General features: G+C 39.1%; 27 protein-coding genes and 1 pseudogene. 19 read left to right on the forward strand and 9 right to left on the reverse strand.

Features of this window, described 5'->3' with window-relative positions; translation table 11 throughout:
* Nucleotides 1-56 precede the first annotated feature (56 nt).
* Both AC1TO4_RS11480 and AC1TO4_RS11485 read left to right on the forward strand, forming a co-directional pair.
* Entirely contained in the window at nucleotides 57-1013 is a 957-nt protein-coding gene (locus AC1TO4_RS11480; protein WP_482105423.1) for a hypothetical protein, read from the forward strand.
* 101 nt (nucleotides 1014-1114) lie between these two features.
* Complete coding sequence (locus AC1TO4_RS11485; RefSeq protein WP_482105424.1) at nucleotides 1115-1468, forward strand: hypothetical protein; 354 nt, start codon at nucleotides 1115-1117, stop codon at nucleotides 1466-1468.
* A 336-nt stretch (nucleotides 1469-1804) separates the two neighbouring features.
* Here AC1TO4_RS11485 and AC1TO4_RS11490 read toward each other — a convergent pair whose 3' ends face one another.
* Nucleotides 1805-2959 carry a tyrosine-type recombinase/integrase gene (locus tag AC1TO4_RS11490; RefSeq protein WP_482105425.1) on the reverse strand — a complete coding sequence of 385 codons (1155 nt, stop codon included), beginning with the start codon at nucleotides 2957-2959 and terminating at the stop codon, nucleotides 1805-1807.
* A 110-nt stretch (nucleotides 2960-3069) separates the two neighbouring features.
* Nucleotides 3070-3270 (reverse strand): hypothetical protein, encoded by a 201-nt coding sequence (locus tag AC1TO4_RS11495; RefSeq protein ID WP_482105426.1) that lies wholly within the window; start codon nucleotides 3268-3270, stop codon nucleotides 3070-3072.
* Nucleotides 3271-3424: 154 nt separating this feature from the next.
* Here AC1TO4_RS11495 and AC1TO4_RS11500 point away from each other — a divergent pair, with 154 nt between their 5' ends.
* Nucleotides 3425-3643, forward strand: coding sequence for a hypothetical protein (locus tag AC1TO4_RS11500; RefSeq protein ID WP_482105427.1), 219 nt, complete (start codon nucleotides 3425-3427; stop codon nucleotides 3641-3643).
* Here the strand turns inward: AC1TO4_RS11500 and AC1TO4_RS11505 are convergent.
* From AC1TO4_RS11505 to AC1TO4_RS11530, 6 genes and pseudogenes are all read right to left on the reverse strand, one after another.
* Nucleotides 3635-4054, reverse strand: coding sequence for a hypothetical protein (locus AC1TO4_RS11505; RefSeq protein WP_482105428.1), 420 nt, complete (start codon nucleotides 4052-4054; stop codon nucleotides 3635-3637). The two genes, AC1TO4_RS11500 and AC1TO4_RS11505, sit on opposite strands and share 9 nt — an antisense overlap.
* Entirely contained in the window at nucleotides 4014-4478 is a 465-nt protein-coding gene (locus AC1TO4_RS11510) for a hypothetical protein (protein ID WP_482105429.1), read from the reverse strand. Before AC1TO4_RS11510 ends, AC1TO4_RS11505 begins: the two co-directional genes overlap by 41 nt.
* A gap of 127 nt (nucleotides 4479-4605) precedes the next feature.
* Nucleotides 4606-4734, reverse strand: a pseudogene (locus AC1TO4_RS11515) (excalibur calcium-binding domain-containing protein); the annotation flags it as partial.
* A 619-nt stretch (nucleotides 4735-5353) separates the two neighbouring features.
* Entirely contained in the window at nucleotides 5354-6175 is an 822-nt protein-coding gene (locus AC1TO4_RS11520; RefSeq protein ID WP_482105430.1) for a hypothetical protein, read from the reverse strand.
* A gap of 38 nt (nucleotides 6176-6213) precedes the next feature.
* On the reverse strand, nucleotides 6214-6657 hold the full coding sequence (locus tag AC1TO4_RS11525) for an ImmA/IrrE family metallo-endopeptidase (protein WP_482105431.1): 444 nt from the start codon (nucleotides 6655-6657) through the stop codon (nucleotides 6214-6216).
* Nucleotides 6658-6675: 18 nt separating this feature from the next.
* Complete coding sequence (locus AC1TO4_RS11530) at nucleotides 6676-7125, reverse strand: helix-turn-helix domain-containing protein (RefSeq protein ID WP_482105432.1); 450 nt, start codon at nucleotides 7123-7125, stop codon at nucleotides 6676-6678.
* Nucleotides 7126-7281: 156 nt separating this feature from the next.
* Here AC1TO4_RS11530 and AC1TO4_RS11535 point away from each other — a divergent pair, with 156 nt between their 5' ends.
* Entirely contained in the window at nucleotides 7282-7515 is a 234-nt protein-coding gene (locus AC1TO4_RS11535; protein ID WP_482105433.1) for a helix-turn-helix transcriptional regulator, read from the forward strand.
* A gap of 146 nt (nucleotides 7516-7661) precedes the next feature.
* Complete coding sequence (locus AC1TO4_RS11540; RefSeq protein ID WP_482105434.1) at nucleotides 7662-7952, forward strand: helix-turn-helix transcriptional regulator; 291 nt, start codon at nucleotides 7662-7664, stop codon at nucleotides 7950-7952.
* A 190-nt stretch (nucleotides 7953-8142) separates the two neighbouring features.
* Here the strand turns inward: AC1TO4_RS11540 and AC1TO4_RS11545 are convergent, their stop codons facing one another.
* Nucleotides 8143-8307: a YjzC family protein gene (locus AC1TO4_RS11545; protein WP_482105435.1), complete on the reverse strand. Its 165-nt coding sequence runs from the start codon at nucleotides 8305-8307 to the stop codon at nucleotides 8143-8145.
* A 70-nt stretch (nucleotides 8308-8377) separates the two neighbouring features.
* Here AC1TO4_RS11545 and AC1TO4_RS11550 point away from each other — a divergent pair, with 70 nt between their 5' ends.
* The 14 genes from AC1TO4_RS11550 to ssb all read left to right on the forward strand — a co-directional run bounded on the left by AC1TO4_RS11550 (nucleotide 8378) and on the right by ssb (nucleotide 16589).
* Nucleotides 8378-9085, forward strand: coding sequence for an ORF6C domain-containing protein (locus AC1TO4_RS11550; RefSeq protein ID WP_482105436.1), 708 nt, complete (start codon nucleotides 8378-8380; stop codon nucleotides 9083-9085).
* A 150-nt stretch (nucleotides 9086-9235) separates the two neighbouring features.
* Entirely contained in the window at nucleotides 9236-9514 is a 279-nt protein-coding gene (locus AC1TO4_RS11555; protein ID WP_482105437.1) for a helix-turn-helix domain-containing protein, read from the forward strand.
* Between the two features lie 10 nt (nucleotides 9515-9524).
* A complete protein-coding gene (locus AC1TO4_RS11560) occupies nucleotides 9525-9689 on the forward strand; it encodes a hypothetical protein (RefSeq protein ID WP_482105438.1) in 165 nt (54 codons plus the stop codon).
* A gap of 190 nt (nucleotides 9690-9879) precedes the next feature.
* A complete protein-coding gene (locus tag AC1TO4_RS11565) occupies nucleotides 9880-10005 on the forward strand; it encodes a hypothetical protein (RefSeq protein ID WP_482105439.1) in 126 nt (41 codons plus the stop codon).
* Nucleotides 10002-10184 carry a hypothetical protein gene (locus tag AC1TO4_RS11570; protein WP_482105440.1) on the forward strand — a complete coding sequence of 61 codons (183 nt, stop codon included), beginning with the start codon at nucleotides 10002-10004 and terminating at the stop codon, nucleotides 10182-10184. The genes AC1TO4_RS11565 and AC1TO4_RS11570 overlap by 4 nt, the downstream gene beginning before the upstream one ends.
* A gap of 96 nt (nucleotides 10185-10280) precedes the next feature.
* Entirely contained in the window at nucleotides 10281-12254 is a 1974-nt protein-coding gene (locus AC1TO4_RS11575; protein ID WP_482105441.1) for a hypothetical protein, read from the forward strand.
* Nucleotides 12255-13184, forward strand: coding sequence for a recombinase RecT (locus AC1TO4_RS11580; RefSeq protein ID WP_482105442.1), 930 nt, complete (start codon nucleotides 12255-12257; stop codon nucleotides 13182-13184).
* A complete protein-coding gene (locus AC1TO4_RS11585; protein WP_482105443.1) occupies nucleotides 13185-13886 on the forward strand; it encodes an MBL fold metallo-hydrolase in 702 nt (233 codons plus the stop codon). It abuts the gene before it with no gap.
* Nucleotides 13887-13916: 30 nt separating this feature from the next.
* Complete coding sequence (locus AC1TO4_RS11590) at nucleotides 13917-14762, forward strand: hypothetical protein (protein WP_482105444.1); 846 nt, start codon at nucleotides 13917-13919, stop codon at nucleotides 14760-14762.
* Nucleotides 14713-15585 carry an ATP-binding protein gene (locus AC1TO4_RS11595; protein ID WP_482105445.1) on the forward strand — a complete coding sequence of 291 codons (873 nt, stop codon included), beginning with the start codon at nucleotides 14713-14715 and terminating at the stop codon, nucleotides 15583-15585. Before AC1TO4_RS11590 ends, AC1TO4_RS11595 begins: the two co-directional genes overlap by 50 nt.
* On the forward strand, nucleotides 15582-15734 hold the full coding sequence (locus AC1TO4_RS11600) for a hypothetical protein (protein ID WP_482105446.1): 153 nt from the start codon (nucleotides 15582-15584) through the stop codon (nucleotides 15732-15734). The genes AC1TO4_RS11595 and AC1TO4_RS11600 overlap by 4 nt, the downstream gene beginning before the upstream one ends.
* Nucleotides 15731-15874 (forward strand): hypothetical protein, encoded by a 144-nt coding sequence (locus tag AC1TO4_RS11605; protein WP_482105447.1) that lies wholly within the window; start codon nucleotides 15731-15733, stop codon nucleotides 15872-15874. Before AC1TO4_RS11600 ends, AC1TO4_RS11605 begins: the two co-directional genes overlap by 4 nt.
* Nucleotides 15871-16098 carry a hypothetical protein gene (locus AC1TO4_RS11610; protein WP_482105448.1) on the forward strand — a complete coding sequence of 76 codons (228 nt, stop codon included), beginning with the start codon at nucleotides 15871-15873 and terminating at the stop codon, nucleotides 16096-16098. Before AC1TO4_RS11605 ends, AC1TO4_RS11610 begins: the two co-directional genes overlap by 4 nt.
* Nucleotides 16095-16589: a single-stranded DNA-binding protein gene (gene ssb / locus AC1TO4_RS11615; protein WP_482105449.1), complete on the forward strand. Its 495-nt coding sequence runs from the start codon at nucleotides 16095-16097 to the stop codon at nucleotides 16587-16589. Before AC1TO4_RS11610 ends, ssb begins: the two co-directional genes overlap by 4 nt.
* Nucleotides 16590-16599 lie beyond the last annotated feature (10 nt).

The following is a 16599-nucleotide window of genomic DNA, read 5'->3' on the forward strand; positions in this document are numbered from 1 at the left end:
ATTAGTATATAGAAGTTACCAATCAGTTTATTAAAAATCGTGGAGGTACTAGATTAATGAATATGATGGATATTTATTATTTAATTCAAAGTAAATTAGAAGATATCACTGAAGAACATTTTTTTAAATATTTCTTTTTCAAAGATATTCGACACCAAGATCCTGTAGCATTTTCACTGTGTCATACGTTAGCAAAGATTGATGAACATTCCCCTGGATATGCTGCAGAAATGATAAAAAGAAACTTGTCCTTAAAAGGTAAAGATAAGAAAGTATTGGAAACAATTATTACAAATCTTTCAGAAATAGCGGTAGCGGCTCATGCTATTGATATTGCAAATGTAGGTACGGATGGGCGTAAATATTTTGATGCAGAACCTGGAGCTAAACAAAAAAGGAAGAATCCTGAATTTCGCTCTAGATTAAATAATATTCATTACTGTATTGAGGTGAAATCACCTTCGTTGATAACACATATGCAAAATCGTAAACAAGCTACACAGATTCCAGCTAGAGGTATCCCATTTGATAATAAGGAGAATACAACTTTACCAAAAGATAATCCTATAAAAGACTATTTGATAAGTGCCCAAGAAAAATTCACAGATTATATAAAGGAATACCCAGAAGATTATAGATTACTAGTAATTGTATGGGACAACTATATGTATGAGCCGATTTCAGCACTAACAAATAATTTCAGTGGTTTATTAACTGACCAATCTTATTATAAAAAAGAGAATGCAGGAGCAGTTAATTTTGATTTAATTGATGGGATTATAATTGTTCGACATTTACACAATTTTTATAAAACGCTTGTTGAACAACCTACAATAGATAAAGTTAATCATATGATGGATTTAAAAAGGTCCTATAATTCACATGCATTTATTCAGAATCCCCACGGTAGAAAAGTACCAATAGAGATTATTGAAGCTTATCAATGTATGGAAGAAAAAGATTTTAGTCAGTTTGCAGATTATACACCAACAGATATTATTTTTTGGTTATAAAATTAAATTTAGTTTATTAAATCAAAAGACCACTCCGTGATGCGTGATCCTGGTCTTTAAAATGTGCTGATTTAGTCTATTTTGTGATGGAGGGATGAAGAATGGAAATTCTTAAATTAATGAATTCAGAAGGTCAATTAAAAAGTTTTCAAGGTTTTGAGATAAAGCCAGAAATGAAAGGTTTAATTAGGCTTCTGCAGATCCCTACAGATATAAATACAATGCCGATTAATAGAATGAACACATTTAACAATTTATCAATGGAAAAGGTCTACACAGTATATAGAGTGGCTAATATCAATCAGGTACTAATTAAAGATGATCAGGGGGATATCGCTCATCTTACTCAGAGTCAATACCAAGTTGTTGAGGAAATATCGGATAAAGAGATTGAACTGCTTAAGCAGAATACTGATATTTTAGTAGCTATTAATAATATGATGAAAAGTAAATAATTAGAAAAGGCGACTATTCACGATGGTGAGGGTTGTCTTTTTTTATTTATCAGACGATTATAAGAAGGATTTCACAAGGAAGTTGGTCTCCCAACTATCTAAATTGAGAAACCGAGGATACTGAACACGTCGTTAAGATTTCTGAATATTAACAAAAACAACCACCTTCTATTGTAAAGGGATGGCTGATTATGTAGACGTTCACACCTCTATTCATTGAAATGATGATTATTTCAAACATATAAAAGCCGAAAGGGCACAACCGCAGTGTTTGCAAGCGTTCAAAGGCGGTTGGGCTAGACGGAAAATCACATTAAAACCACATTTATTTTCATTTTAGATAAATTGGAGGAAATACTCATTAATTTTATCGTCGCTTTGTTGCTGCATCTTTTTAGTGACGTGAGTGTAAATTTCTAATGTGATGTTTATATTCGAGTGTCCGACACGTTCCATAATGACAGGCAAGTCCACACCAGCTTCAACAAGCATCGTAATGTGTGTATGCCGTAATATATGCGTGCCATTCACATCTTTAATGTCATAGGCCTTGTATATCTTATTAAACACGCTGCTAATCGTCACAGCCCGCAGCGGCTGCTGGTATCGACCAGTAAACACTAAATCACGCCATTGTGATTTAGGATCGCGTAGACCAATCAACTTTTCTTTGTTGTACTGTACTTTCATCCTCTTCAATTCTTCTGCTAACTCCCGGTTAAACGATACAGTCCGATTTGAGTCCTCTGTTTTCGGTGGAGCAAACTCAAATCCACCTTCATCCGCAGGCTTTTCAAACAACGTCTTACTGACCACTAGGACACGCTTTTCCAGGTCGATATCATTCCAAGTGAGCGATAACACCTCCCCGATGCGTAAGCCTGTAGAAATCATTGTGAGCGCCACAGAGTGGGCATTTCTTCTACCAGACGACTTTGTACCATTTAAAAAGTTTTGGATTTCATCTTTTTCGAGATATTTCTTTTTTGCGTTTACAAGAAGTTGCGATTTTTTGTTGGCTTTTGGTATCACTGTATCTTTCACACTATTATTTTCAACATATCCATTTTTCAAAGCAAAATCAAACATTAAATTCAAGGCGGTCCGAGTGCCGGCAATGTGATGTTTCGATATTCCGGTATCACGTCTTTCAATCAGGAACTTTTGCAAGTCATTTATTTGTAGTTTACTAATCAAATGTTTGCCGTGCTTGTCGATAAAAGGGCGCATAGCTACCATTCTAGTTTTCACCGACGACGCTTTCACGGTTTCTTTATATACATTCAACCACTCGTCATAGACTTCCTGCACGATTCTTTTCGTCGTTTGACGCTCTTTCGATAATTCGTCAGCCGCAAGTTGCGCCCTGCGCACAGCTTCCTTTTTAGTATCTCCACGGCGTGTCACTTGCCGGCGTTGTCCAGTTAGTGGGTCCGGCGTAGCGTCTGTAGTGCATGACCACTTACCATTTTTCAATGTTCGACAATACATATTTATTTCCCCTTTCAAATAGAAGGTATGTTCGGTTTAGTGATTAAAAGAAAAGCCCTTGGTAGGGAACAGAGGGTAAGGTATCACCTCCATTAAATAAGCGGGTCATTCTAATTAAAATTCATGTGGCTGTAGTCCTTCCATTTCCGCGGAGTAGGATCACCTTGAATTTCGTAATACAACTCACCGTCAATTTCATACATCCTATCAAGGATAGGGATGCGGACTGTTTTAGTCGAATCCACTCTCGTTACGTTTGGAGGTAGCTCTCTTTCTCCTCGTTTTTCGGATAGATTAATGTTTTTTTTCATCTGGACGACTCCTTTTGGGAATGTATGTTCTTTTATTGGTTAAAAGAAAAGCCCTGGGTAGGGCGGAACAAAGATTCGATTTATTCTCTTCGTTATCTTATAATGAACTTATAGGTATCAAAAATACATTCCTGATATGAAAGGAGTTTTTGAGATGAGCGTTCTAAACATGCTCCAAGAAAATATTTTCCGTGGCGATGCTGAGGTTAGACCGATTGAAGTAGATAAGTTATTAAATGATTATCAAGATTTGTCTACAGAAAATAAAAAAGAATTTATCAATTTGTTTTTTAATGAAAAAGTTTATAATATTACGAAACTAGAAGATGCAGGAGCGCTTCTTATCATATTAAGGGACAAAGAGTTAGCTTGATAAGGCGATTCGTGCGGTGTCACCGATACGAATTGTTTTATCCGCAGTTTTCCTTCCAGTCATTTCTTTTTCATCGATTATTATCTTCTTTTTAACTTGTCTATGAATCGATTCACCAAGCCCTAACGGATTCATCATTCTTTCGATGCTTGAGGATTTATATTCCTCAATCTCCTTAATCTTCGTACAAACAGCAAATTCTCGATAAATCTCAGTCACCTTTAACGTTTCTTTGATAAAATCTAATGTACCCAAGGATTTGCTCTCATTATAAGGATCTGTAATTTCGTCGCCAACTACAAATATTTCGATATCATCATCCAATGAAATGCTATGATTTAATCCACCATTAATGACTATGCTGTATTCGTCAATTATCTTTATTGCCTTGAAGGTTGTATAGTTGTTCATCAAAATCCCTCATTTCTTTGTCTATTATCTTTTCAATTTCCATGTTCGAAGTTCTTATTTCCGAAATGATCGGAGAAAATAAACTACCTCTATATTTATCTCTAAGGTACCCATGTTGTTCAGTCGAAATTTTTATTATTTTAGGCAAATCATGTGATTTGAATAACTTTCTCTTGTTACAAAAATCTGCATACAAAGAATTTCTCATTTCTAGATCTTTTAACAGCCTTTGTTGTTCTTCGAATTCTTCTTTGGCAGAATTGTATTTATTATTAAGATAAATAGAAAGTCCAATATAATATACAGTTGCCATCGATAAAAATAGTATTATTCTATATTCGATTGTTAAATTTGTAAACAAGAAGGCTACCATAGTTATTAGTCCGAATAAAAAATTAGAATATTGATCAAACACTTTTTTCATGGTAAAACCACACGAATCACGCCTCCCTTTACCAGTATTTATCTCACTCATTAATTCAGTAAATAATAACTCCTCAACCCTTTAATAAATTAAAAGAAAAGCCCTGTGTAGGGCATTCAATCGTTAGTTATCTCTCACATGCCCAATTATCCTTATCGCGATCCATTTTGGACTGATAGGCGGGATGTGTGGATGCAACGCCTTTAGGGTACTTCGTGCGAAGTTCTGTGCAGTTTTGGAACCACTCAGAGCCACCGGAAGCAGCTGGTGCGGTGACTGGTGTTTTAGCTGGGGTAGAAGAGCTACCCGAACTTGTCCTGGATGAACTCGCGGTTGAATTTGTGCTCTTGTTTGCCAGTTGCGTTTTTAAGCTTTCGACTTCCGTTTTTAAAGTCGAATTAGATGACTCTAACTCGGTAACTGCTTTCACCGAAGCTTCTTTTTCTTCCTCATGTACTACTTGCTGATCCTTTAACTCTTGTTCAGATTTAGCAATGGCAGCTACTTTTAAGGTTAAATCTTCAATTTCTTTTTCTAGTTTTGAATTTGCCGATTTCGCTTCTTTGTTTTCTGCAACCAATGTAGCATTTGTTTCAAGCGTCTCGTCCAATTGCGCTTGAACTCCCGTATCAGTAAAAGCGAGACCGATAACAAGGAGCAGAAAGCCTCCTGTTAGAACTGGATAGAATTTTTTTTTGTTCAGTACACGTTCTTTGTTTTTTATTTTTCTTATAAAATGGTAAACAAGATAGAACAAAGCTCCTAAAAACACTAGAAAGCCAAAAAACCCGATTACTGCCATTTCTGCACCTCATTTTAATTTATTTTTCCTATCTTTATAAAAAATCTAAGCCCGGGGAAGTGGGCGTTTCGCTTTATTGCACAAATTGCGGATATATTCTTTTGCCATCGACAACATCCAAGAGGTCTTGATAATTAAAGCTATTCCACTCAATATTGTCCATTGTCTCTTTAGACATCCAAGTACCCATTACCTCTTCATTCTCAACGTTACCGTAGCTGTCCTTCATCGGGAAGGTGATTGTCAGCCACACCTCGCCAATACGTTCATCTTTAGCCAACTCGCGATAGACAGCAGTAGCATCCTCGTAAAATCCAAGTCCGATTGAATTGTCGGACAATCCATCTTTACCTTTAACGATTACCGTAAGAACTTTTTCATCTTCATCAAAATCGATTGATGTTATCGTTTCTTCTATTTTGTTGTCACCACTTTTGAATACTTCGTAAACAATTTTTTCCGAATTCAAAGGAACGGTGTCACTCTTGTCTTCGTTGACTATCTTCTCTACAGTGACTTTTGCTGATTTTTCTTCCTCAGTTTGTTCCTCAGCCTTATTTTTTTGTTCTAACTCTTCTTTTTCCAGGATTAGTTTCTCTTCAGCTTCAACCTCATCGGCATTTTCCCTATCTGCTAACTTTTCCTCTTCTTTCCTAATCCGTTTCTCTTCAAGTTTTGCTTCATTTTCTGCTAATACTTCTTCCTTAATTGCTAATTTCTCTTCTGGACTCATTTTCGACATTCCTATTGCGGGACCAGCGACCAAAAACACTAATCCGACAGCGAGTAATATCAGCATCCTCTTTTTCGGTTCTCTGGTAAACAACTTTATAACCAATAATCCGATAGCAATGAGAATAATGACAACGCCCACTATAAATAGAAATACATCCATCAGCAACCCTCCTACAACTTTAATCTCACCAACATAACTTAGTGAACATTCCGTAAATTCTTTAGGTGCGTAACCTCTTTTGGTACGCAATATAAACTAGCTAACTCGTTAAGAGTCATATTTGCACCTTCGTGCTCATAAATCGCTTGATCGGGTAGTAATAGTTCAACCGCAAATCTATTAGCTTCATTTTCTATTTTATCGATAGAGAACAAGGTCTTTCTCTTTAAAAAAGGAGTGCTAAGTCTAGAATGGATTTCTGAATGGCCTAATTCATGAGAAAGCGTGAAGATTTTATCTTTATTTCTTAAATCGGAATTTATGTAAATGAATTTGTTCCTTCTTATATATTTATAAAATCCAAATATTTCTTCATGTAAATCCATCTCGATAACATAAATATTCTTAGCTGCTGCAATTTTAAACGGATCGTTAGTGCCGTGTTTTTTTACTAAGTCTACTACAATTTCCTTAATCCACATCAACTGACCCCCTCAGGATTATTCCTTGCCTTTAAACTTATTAGGGGTATATTTTTTGTTCGCTAAAGTTGCTATGCGCTCGGCGTGTTCAAGAGCTTCCAAAAGAGACTCAATAGCTTCTTCGCTCATAGGTTCACCCATAAAGTTTAGGGCTTCTCCATCAGCACTTCCTTCTATTAAATCTTTTTTCATTTTCCCCATGCGTTTCGCTATATCGAGTTCATCTTTCGGAGTTAATTCCAGGATTTTAGAATCCTGGCCCGGTGTTAAGCTGTTCGTTTTCCCTAATAAGTAGTCAGTTGTAATTTCAAGAGCATCAGATAACAGAATTAACATATCGTTTGACGGGGTACTATGCCCGTTTTCATAATTACTAATCGTGCTTTTAGTAGTATTAACCTTAGTTGCAAGCTCTTCTTGTGTTAGTTTTGCTTTGGTTCTGGATTTTTTTAATCTATGGGTCAACATCATGACTCCCCCTAACATCAACATGTACAAGGATATTGTACATCATGTGAATATGAAATAATTAAAAGTACAAGATAATTGTATTTAGTTGTTGACGTACAAGAATCTTGTATGTATACTCAAGGTACAAGTTATTCACACACAGGAGGTGACGACATGAAAAATGTAAACTTGATTAAGTCTCGTGAGAAGAAAAAACTAACCCAAGAACAACTGGCGAAAACGCTTGGATATAAAGGAAAGCAATCAGTCGCTAACTGGGAGAATGGTTATATATCTCCACCACTTGAAACGGCGCTCCGAATATCGAAAATTTTAGAAGAGGATATCTTCTTTTTATTTGACAACAAAGTACAAGAAACTCACACAAGTAACTCGGAAGTCATTTAAAAATATGTACCTCACATCCATCAATCAGCGTTTGAACGAGCGGAGTACGCCACGAGCCTTCAATAGAAGGGGAGCGACAGCAATAGCCAACGCCAAGACTTCGAACTTTGATTGATGGGTGTGGAGAAGAGAAGGGAGGAAGAAGGATGTCAGAAGTCACTTTAGTAAATGCGAAAGACTTAAAAGAAATCATTGGCGACGAAGTAAGAAAAGCTGTCGGAGAAGCGATGCGAGAACGTCAACTACCAATCTTACTATCATTGCAAGATGCGGCGGACTTGTTAGGAGTTAGTCATACGACAGTGTATCGAGCGACGAAGATTCAAGGTTTCCCAGTCACTCATGATTTTGGACATGCAAAGATTGTGACGGATCAGTTGCTTCAATGGATTAAAAGCAGGAGCAATTATGATTTGGTTTACAACTTTGGTAGTTAGTATTTTTGTGAGTCTTCTAGATAGGAGGTGAGAGGGATGTTACGTCACTTCATTACAAAATACGAAGAGTCTGGAGTTAAATATGCAGAGGCTTGGATTCAGCTAAATTTATTCGGTCTATGCTGGTGCCTTTTCAAGAAGAAAATTCAAATATAGAAGCCGTTGCGCGAACAACGACTTTTATAAGGAACTACTGTTTTTTCCACTTGCGACCTGGTTCTTGTGTAGGGGGAAGGCGGTCGCCTTGATCGATTTTCACGACTCGCGGTTTTGGGACTTGACCACCTTTAGGACCAACTTCTTTGTATGTGCCAGCTTGTTTGTTATCGGTGCCAGGTTTAATTAAATCACTCATGTCATCACCTCCCTCCATTGTCACTATTCGACAAGAGGGAACAAGAAACCTATCAAAAGGAGGAATTTCAATGAATCAAATACAAAATCTTTTCAACTATGAAAATCATGGATTGAGAACGGTGGTACAAGATAACGAGCCATGGTTTGTCGCATTAGATGTTTGTGACATTTTAGGAATCATGAATGCGACGCAGGCGGTGTCTCGATTAGATGACGATGAACGGTCTATGTTCAACATAGGGCGTCAAGGTTCAGTAAATGTTGTAAGCGAAAGTGGCCTTTATGAAATGGTCTTTGCTAGCCGGAAGAAAGAAGCAAAAGATTTCAGGCGTTGGATTAGAAAAGAAGTGCTTCCTTCTATTAGAAAGACGGGTTCATATCAAGTCGAGCATCCAAATAACACGAAACTTCTATTACAAGCAGCACTCGAACAAGAAGGGCGTATCGAAGTAGTTGAAACGGACGTGAAGTTTTTGAAAGATCATATGCGGATTAATGGAGCGCAGGAATACAGAATCAACAAGAATGGTCGCGGTAAAGTCGTTGATTGCTTAGGTGGTAAAGATTCCAAAGCTTACAAGGAAATCAGTAAGGTGATTTTCTCGCATTTTTGGAATGAATTCAAGAAACACTTTGAGATTCCTAGATACGGAGAGTTACCGAAGGTTCGATTCGAAGAAGCAATCCAGTACATCGAAGAGTGGTCACCAGATACTAGCGCAAGGCTTGAAATTAAAACGTTGAACAGTCAACAACATTTAAAACTAGCTGAGTAAAACGGAGAGGGGCGGGCAAGCCCCTTGCGTATCGGAGCTTGTAGGGCGAAGTGTTTTAAGGATGTAGGAGGGGTCTTACCTACAAGTTAACTATACAACTAGATAAAGAGATTCCCTATGTCAATTTGACATAAAAGGGAGGTGAGGGAAATGGAATACGGAACTATTTTAAGGGCTTGTCGAGAAAGAGCTGGTTTGAATCAGGAGGAATTGGCACATGAACTACATATTCAACAAGCGGATGTGTCTAGGTTCGAAAACAGTAAAAAAGAACCTTCGATGGGACTATTTCAAAAATGGGCAACACTGACCCATTCGCAAGATGTTCTAGTCGCTTTTATATGCGGCATAGACGGTTTGACAATCTTAACTAACGTATTAAGCACGACGGGTGGCGTGATAGCAGGATTCATAAATTTCTTAATCTAGGAGGGACAACATGAATGTATTTTCGGAGGAAGTACACGAACGACATGCTGCCGAATTTTGTTTGAGGGTTGCATTCAAGAAGTTGATAGAAGATGACGTAGATTTGGCGCTATTCCGAGCAGAAGAAGCAGTTAGGTCGCCGAAAGCTTTACAACAAATAAAAAAAGCCAACTGACATGGCTGTGTCAGTCGGCGAACTTTGAAACTATCTAGTAACAACATTATAACACAGATACGGAGCCTTGGCTCCTATCAAGAAGTCCGGGATCCATTGAATAATTTCCTCCCAATCGAGCTGGTTACTCGTATCCTTTCCCGGGCTTCTTGATGGGATTCAACCATCTACAACAGAAAGGAGAATCAACATGCTGACATTAGCCGAAAAAGGTCAAATCGTTTTGTACTTTGCACCGTTCCTGGCATTTGGACTTGGAGTGATGTGGCAGTATGCGACATGGCAACTGGAGCAAGAAGGCGGTGAAAACGAATGAAGAACAGAACATGGGAATGGGAAGTCAAATCAATGGAGGAAGAAGATCCATTCATCATCCATACCGAAGATGATAGCGCACTACAAGCTATGAAGAAGTTCGAAGAGGCATGGGGCGAGAAAAGTATCTACTCACTTCGCAAGACCGCTGAAATCATACGGTATGAAGAAATAATATAAAAAACCCGCTGTTAGAGCAGCGAGTTCGGGGTTCTGAGAAATTCTATTACCGCTATTTTAGCGCAGAACCCCATAAATGACAAGGAGGAGAACGTATTGAAAGAAGTAAAACTGATGAATCTAACGCTTAAAAACTTCAAAGGAATCAAGAAGTTTGAACTCGGTGCCGATGGACAGGACCTGAAAGTGTTCGGTGACAATTCTACTGGCAAGACCTCATTATTCGACTCGTTTGTTTGGTTACTTTTTAACAAGGACAGTAACAATCGTGCAGACTTTGCCATCAAGACGTTAAAAGAAGGCAAGGAGATTAACAACCTGGACCATGAAGTTGAAGCTATTTTCCGTGTAGACGGCAGTCCTCTCACCTTAAAAAAAGTATATGCGGAGGAATGGAAGAAAAGACGTGGTGCACCGGTCGCTGAATTTACTGGACACAAAACGAACTATTTCATTGATGGTGTTCCATCCAAAAAAGGTGAATACCAATCGAAAGTTGATTCCATTGTAAAAGAAGACGTATTCAAACTCCTCACATCACCAACATTCTTTAACGAAAATCTTAAATGGCAGGACCGCAGAGCAACATTGCTTGAAGTGTGCGGAGACATCGACGAAGAAGATGTCCTGGCATTCAACAGCGCACTGAAAAACCTACCTACCATCTTGAAAGGTCGCACGATTGAAGATCATCGGAAAGTCATTGCTGCACGTCGGGCTGAAATCAATAAAGAACTGGACCGTATACCGGTTCGGATTGATGAAATAAATAACTCATTACCAGAACTAAATTTAGATGTTCCTTCTATAGAAAAAGAAGTTGCGGAGATTGAAAAGGAACTCGATGCAAACGCTACTCAAATTAACAACATTAAAAACGGTTCGGCCATTACTACTAAGCAACAGGATTTAAAACAAATTGAAATGGATCTTGAATCCATCAAACGTGGCCTTGAATCAGATTCGGTTGAAAAAGGATTCCAGGTACAAGCGAAAATCCAAGAAGAGCAATCTAATATCGCTAACTTGAACCGTAAAAAAGATGACGCAGCGCATCGAATTGACGTATTAGAAAAAGATGTTGTTGCGTTTGACGGAAAGCTAGTAGAACTTCGTGAGCGTTGGACAAAAGAAAATGCGCTTGAATATGTTCATAAAGCTGAGTGTGAATGTCCGACATGTGGACAAGCACTTCCAGAACAAGAACTTGAAGCGGCTAAGGGAAAAGCGGTTGCTGCATTTAATCTAAATAAGGCAACTGAATTAGAAAAAATCAATAGTCACGGGAAAGCTATTTCAGAAGATAAAGCGAAAACAGTGGAGCAAATTGAGAAATCAAAAGAAATCGGGTCTTCACTGTCCTTGCAAATCGTGGAGAAAGAAAAAGTAGTATCCAAGTTAACAACTGAACTAGACACGCTCAGAGAAGCCGTTAAAGACGCACGTCAAGATCCGAAATATCAATCCAAATTACAAGAGCAAGCAAAAGTAAATGATGAAATTAAATCGCTAAAAGAAAACGCAGAGAGTGCTGTTATAGGCGTTGAGAAAGAAGTAGCTGACCTACGTACTAAACGCACTGAACTCAATGCACAAATTGCACAGCAAGCTCATGTAGTTGCATCAGAAAAGCGTATTGCCGAACTCGAAGAACAGCAAAAAGAGTTGGCAACAGAATTCGAAAAACTGGAAGGTGAATTATTCCTTACAGAAGAATTTATCCGCTCGAAAGTCGAATTGCTTACTGAAAAGATTAACTCCAAATTCAAATATGCGCGGTTCAATCTCTTTAAAACAAACATCAATGGCGGTATTGAAGAAATCTGTGAGACTACTTTTAATGGAATTCCATATTCAAGCGGCCTGAACAATGCAGCACGCATCAACGTCGGCATCGACATCATCAATACATTGACGGAGCATTTCGGAATTAGAGCCCCTATCTTCGTCGACAACAGCGAAGCGGTGACTCAATTGGCAGACACTGATTCACAGTTAATCAGCTTGATTGTTTCCGAGCAGGATAAGCAATTACGGATTGAAAAAAACGAACGCCAGGAGGCTATTTAAATGACTAAACAACTACAACAAAACCAAAGCAATTTACCAGCCGAATCGAATAAGCAAAATGCAATCGTAACTAGGGTTGCCGAAAAGGTTCAAAGCATGGTTGAAAACAATCAAATCAACATTCCGGAAAATTATTCAATCGTTAACGCGGTTCAAGCGGCTTACTTCAAATTAACAGAGATAGATTTCAAAAAGAAGACATCGTTAATCGACAGCGCAACAATGGAGAGTGTCGCATTCTCATTGCAAGACATGGCAATTCAAGCGCTGAGTGTAGCGAAGAATCAAGGTTACTTCATTGTTTATGGCGACAAGATGCAATTCACACGATCTTATCACGGTACGCAAGCGGTAGTTAAACGTATGAGTGGCGTTAAGGATATTTGGGCCAATGTTATCTGGAAAGGTGAAACATTCGATGTCGAATATAACGACCGCGGACAACTAGCTTTTAAAGCGCACAAAGTCGATTGGAAGGCTGCAACAGGAAATAAAGACGACATTGAAGGTGCTTATTGCATCATCGAGCGTGATGACGGCGTTCAGTTTTTGACGGTTATGACAATGGATGAAATCAAAACATCATGGTCGCAATCAAGCATGGCAACAGTGCAAAACAAATACCCGCAAGAGATGTCGAAGCGAACAGTTATCAATCGTGCTGCTAAAGCGTTTATCAATACTTCGGATGATAGCGACTTATTCATTGGAACAGTTAATCGCACCACTGAAAATGAGTTTGATAATGAGAGAAAAGAGATCAATCCAGAATATGAAATTAAGAAAAATGCAAACACCGAAACACTGGATATTCAGCCAGAGGTTATCGAAACGCCGAAAGTTGATATCGATTTAGATACAGGAGAAATCTTTTCGGAACCTCTAGTGCATCCCGAAGCAGAGGCAGTCACAAATGGACCCGGTTTCTAAATGATTGAAATCAAAACGCTCGCAACAGGAAGTACGGGGAATTGCTATTGGATTACGGACGGCAAAACCCCCCTCCTCTTGGAGTGTGGGATATCGTTCAAAAACATACAGAGGGCACTGGATTTCAAAACTTCAGACATTCAAGGCGTATTGGTTACACATGAACACAAAGACCATTGTAAAGCCGTCAATGAGGTTGCAGACCGTGGATTGAATATCTACATGTCGCCCGGAACAAAAGAAGCAATTGGGATCAATCATCATCGAATCAAAGCAGTCGAGAACAAGAAGCAATTCAAGCTCGGCACGTGGACGGTGTTGCCGTTTGACGTTCAGCACGATGTCAGTGAACCATTCGGCTTTCTACTCGCTAACGAGGCAGGGGATAAGCTTCTGTTTGCTACAGACACCTATTACATCAAATACAAGTTTCAAGGGCTCACTCATTTAATGGTCGAGTGCAATTACTCTCAAAAAATACTTAATGAAAATGTAGATAGCGGACGGATCCATGAGTTTATACGAAAACGAGTAGTGAAGAGTCATTTTTCATTGGAAAACATGCTCGTGTTTTTGAAAGCCAATGATCTATCGAAGGTTCAAGAGATTCATCTGCTGCATTTGTCAGATTCGAATTCAGATGAAGCGGTGTTCAAGAAAGCAGTGCAGGAACAGACAGGGAAGCTTGTGTTCGTACCTTAAATAAACAGTAGGTGAAGGAGGGAAAGTCGAGTGGCAGGATGGATAAGCTTACACAGAAAATTAATGGACAACCCCATATATTCAAATGCCAATATGCTGAAACTCTGGATCCACTGTTTGATGAAAGCATCACATTCTGGGCATGACCAGTTAGTTGGAAATCAGATGGTGAAACTTGAAATTGGAGAGTTTGTGACTGGTCGAAATGCGCTGGCGGACGAGTTTAATAAGGGTGCAAAGAAGGACGATGCCGTTTCAGCGATAACGCTATGGCGATGGTTGAAGAATTTTGAAGAATGGCAAATGTTGAACATCAAATCAACGACGAAATACAGCGTGGTTACTGTGTCTAACTGGGCTGAACATCAAGGTGTTGAACAACAAGTGAACAGCAAGCGATCAACAGATGAACAACAAGTGAACACAATCAATAAGGTTAATAATGTTAATAATGAAAACAATGATAATAAAAAAGAATTAAGTCCTAAACAAGTTTACGACGAAAAATCACCACCATTTATTTTAGCTGATTTCTTCTACAAGGAAATCTTGAAGAATGATCCGAAACGAAAAGAACCTAACTTACAAACTTGGTCCGATGACATTCGAAAAATGATTGACCTTGATAAGCGAGATAAAAAAGAAATTGGCGAATTGATGCGTTGGGTGCAGCAAGACGAATTCGAAAAAGCGAATGTGTTGTCACCTTCTAAATTGCGAACTCGGTATACTTCATTGCTTCTGAAAATGAATAAACCGAAATTCCCAAGCATCGTGAAAAGCGTTGCACCACCAATTTACAAAGGAGTGGAGTCTGATCGAAAAAATGATGGCAAACATACTTCGGAATTCGGGAATGTCCGACTCTTTAAGTAAACCTAGTCCGATACAATGCGAGATTTGCGGAAAGGACAAGCCTCAAACACAAGTTGAGCATCCATTTAAAAAAGATATGCGCTGGGTGCATTGTGCTTGCCCTTGTGAAGTTGCTAAGAACAAAGAGTTTTGGGATGACCAGAAGAAAACGGAGAAGCGTATCAGGATTAACCGGGCGTTGAAACTAAGTAGCGCGATGGAAGATATCAAGTCGATGACTTTTGATAACTTTCAAATGCGCAACGGAACGGCACCGGCATATCAAGAGATTGCTTCAGCTGTTGAGAACTTTGAAGAACGTGGGAAATTAGGAGTTTTCATCTTCGGCGAAACCGGAAACGGCAAAAGTCACATAACGGCGAGCGGTGGTAATGCATTAATCAAGTGTGGCTATGCAGTCATCTACATTACCGAAAAGGATTTGTTTAGTAGATTGCAAGCGACTCGGAATTTTAACAACAAAGAATCGTTCGGTGAAATCATGAGTGCGTGCTTAGAGGCGGACCTACTTATCTGGGACGACTTTATGAGTAGTCAAAAGCTTTCCAATATCGAAAAGGATTGGATCTTCCAAATCATAAACGGCAGGGAACGAGCGAATAAGCCTATATGGATGACCTCGAATATCACACCGGAAGAGTTTGAGAGTGGTGAAATAGCTTACAAACTAGATGACAAGGGTCGTACGTGGTGGCGAATCATAGGCAACATGAATTGCGTGTTGAATTTGGCACCTAACTATCGGAAGAGTAAAGCAATGGCAAGAGCATTGGGAATAAGCGTTGAGGAATACGAAAAGCGTATACAGGGGGAATCGGAATGAATGATTGGATAAACGGCGGTGGATTTTACCTAGTGCAAGCGACAGGCAATCATTCACCAGAAGAATTAAAACGCGAAATGAATGAGCTCGAAGTGAAAATCCGGATGGCTGAACGCTATTGGGAAGAACAGAAGGAGATGACGGCATGAGAAAAATGCAGAGGAAATATGTCATTCAGCAGCTGCATGATATGAGAATTGCAAGCGGTCGGAACGGTGAACTGTTGTCTGAAATGGACTATCAATCTCTTGTTAGGTTATTAGCGATTAAAAGGGCGGTGGCATCGTGAGCTTTTATGTTTATGAAACTCAAGCAGAAATTAAACCATCCAGAAGCTGTGACGAATGTAACGCGCCGATGATTGACGGTTACCTGCATGATATCGGCGGCAATACGTATTGTTCTAGCGATTGTTTGGATAAGGCGATTCCGAACGAAGAACAACTTGATTTGTTGATAGCTGGCATCTTGTTTTGGACGACTTGGTATGACGAGTTGGAGGTGGCTGAATGATTAACCGAGTCGTATTAGTTGGCAGGCTTACAAAGGATCCTGAACTCAAATACACGCAAACAGGAATCGGGGTTACACGCTTCACTCTTGCTGTGAATAGGGCATTCAAAAATGCGGTCGGAGAACAGGAAGCAGATTTTATAAGTTGTGTTGCTTGGAGAAAACAGGCTGAAAACGTAGCGAACTTCTTGAAAAAGGGAAGTCTGGTTGGTTTGGATGGGAGAATTCAAACTGGAAGTTTTGAAGGGCAAGACGGAAAGCGGGTTTATACAACGGAAATTGTTGCAGATTCTGTTCAATTTCTCGAACCTCGTAACAGTAATGCAGAAAACACGCACAGCAGTTCGTCAGAGCGTGGACAAGCGCCAAGACAGACGAATACTCCAGATGATACGCCAAACACTCAAAATCGACCGGAAACATCCCAGAGTGACCCGTTTTCGACTGACGGAGGACCGATAGAAGTAAGCGACGACGATCTTCCTTTTTGAATCTATGAAA

This window comes from Sporosarcina sp. Y838, assembly GCF_056786515.1.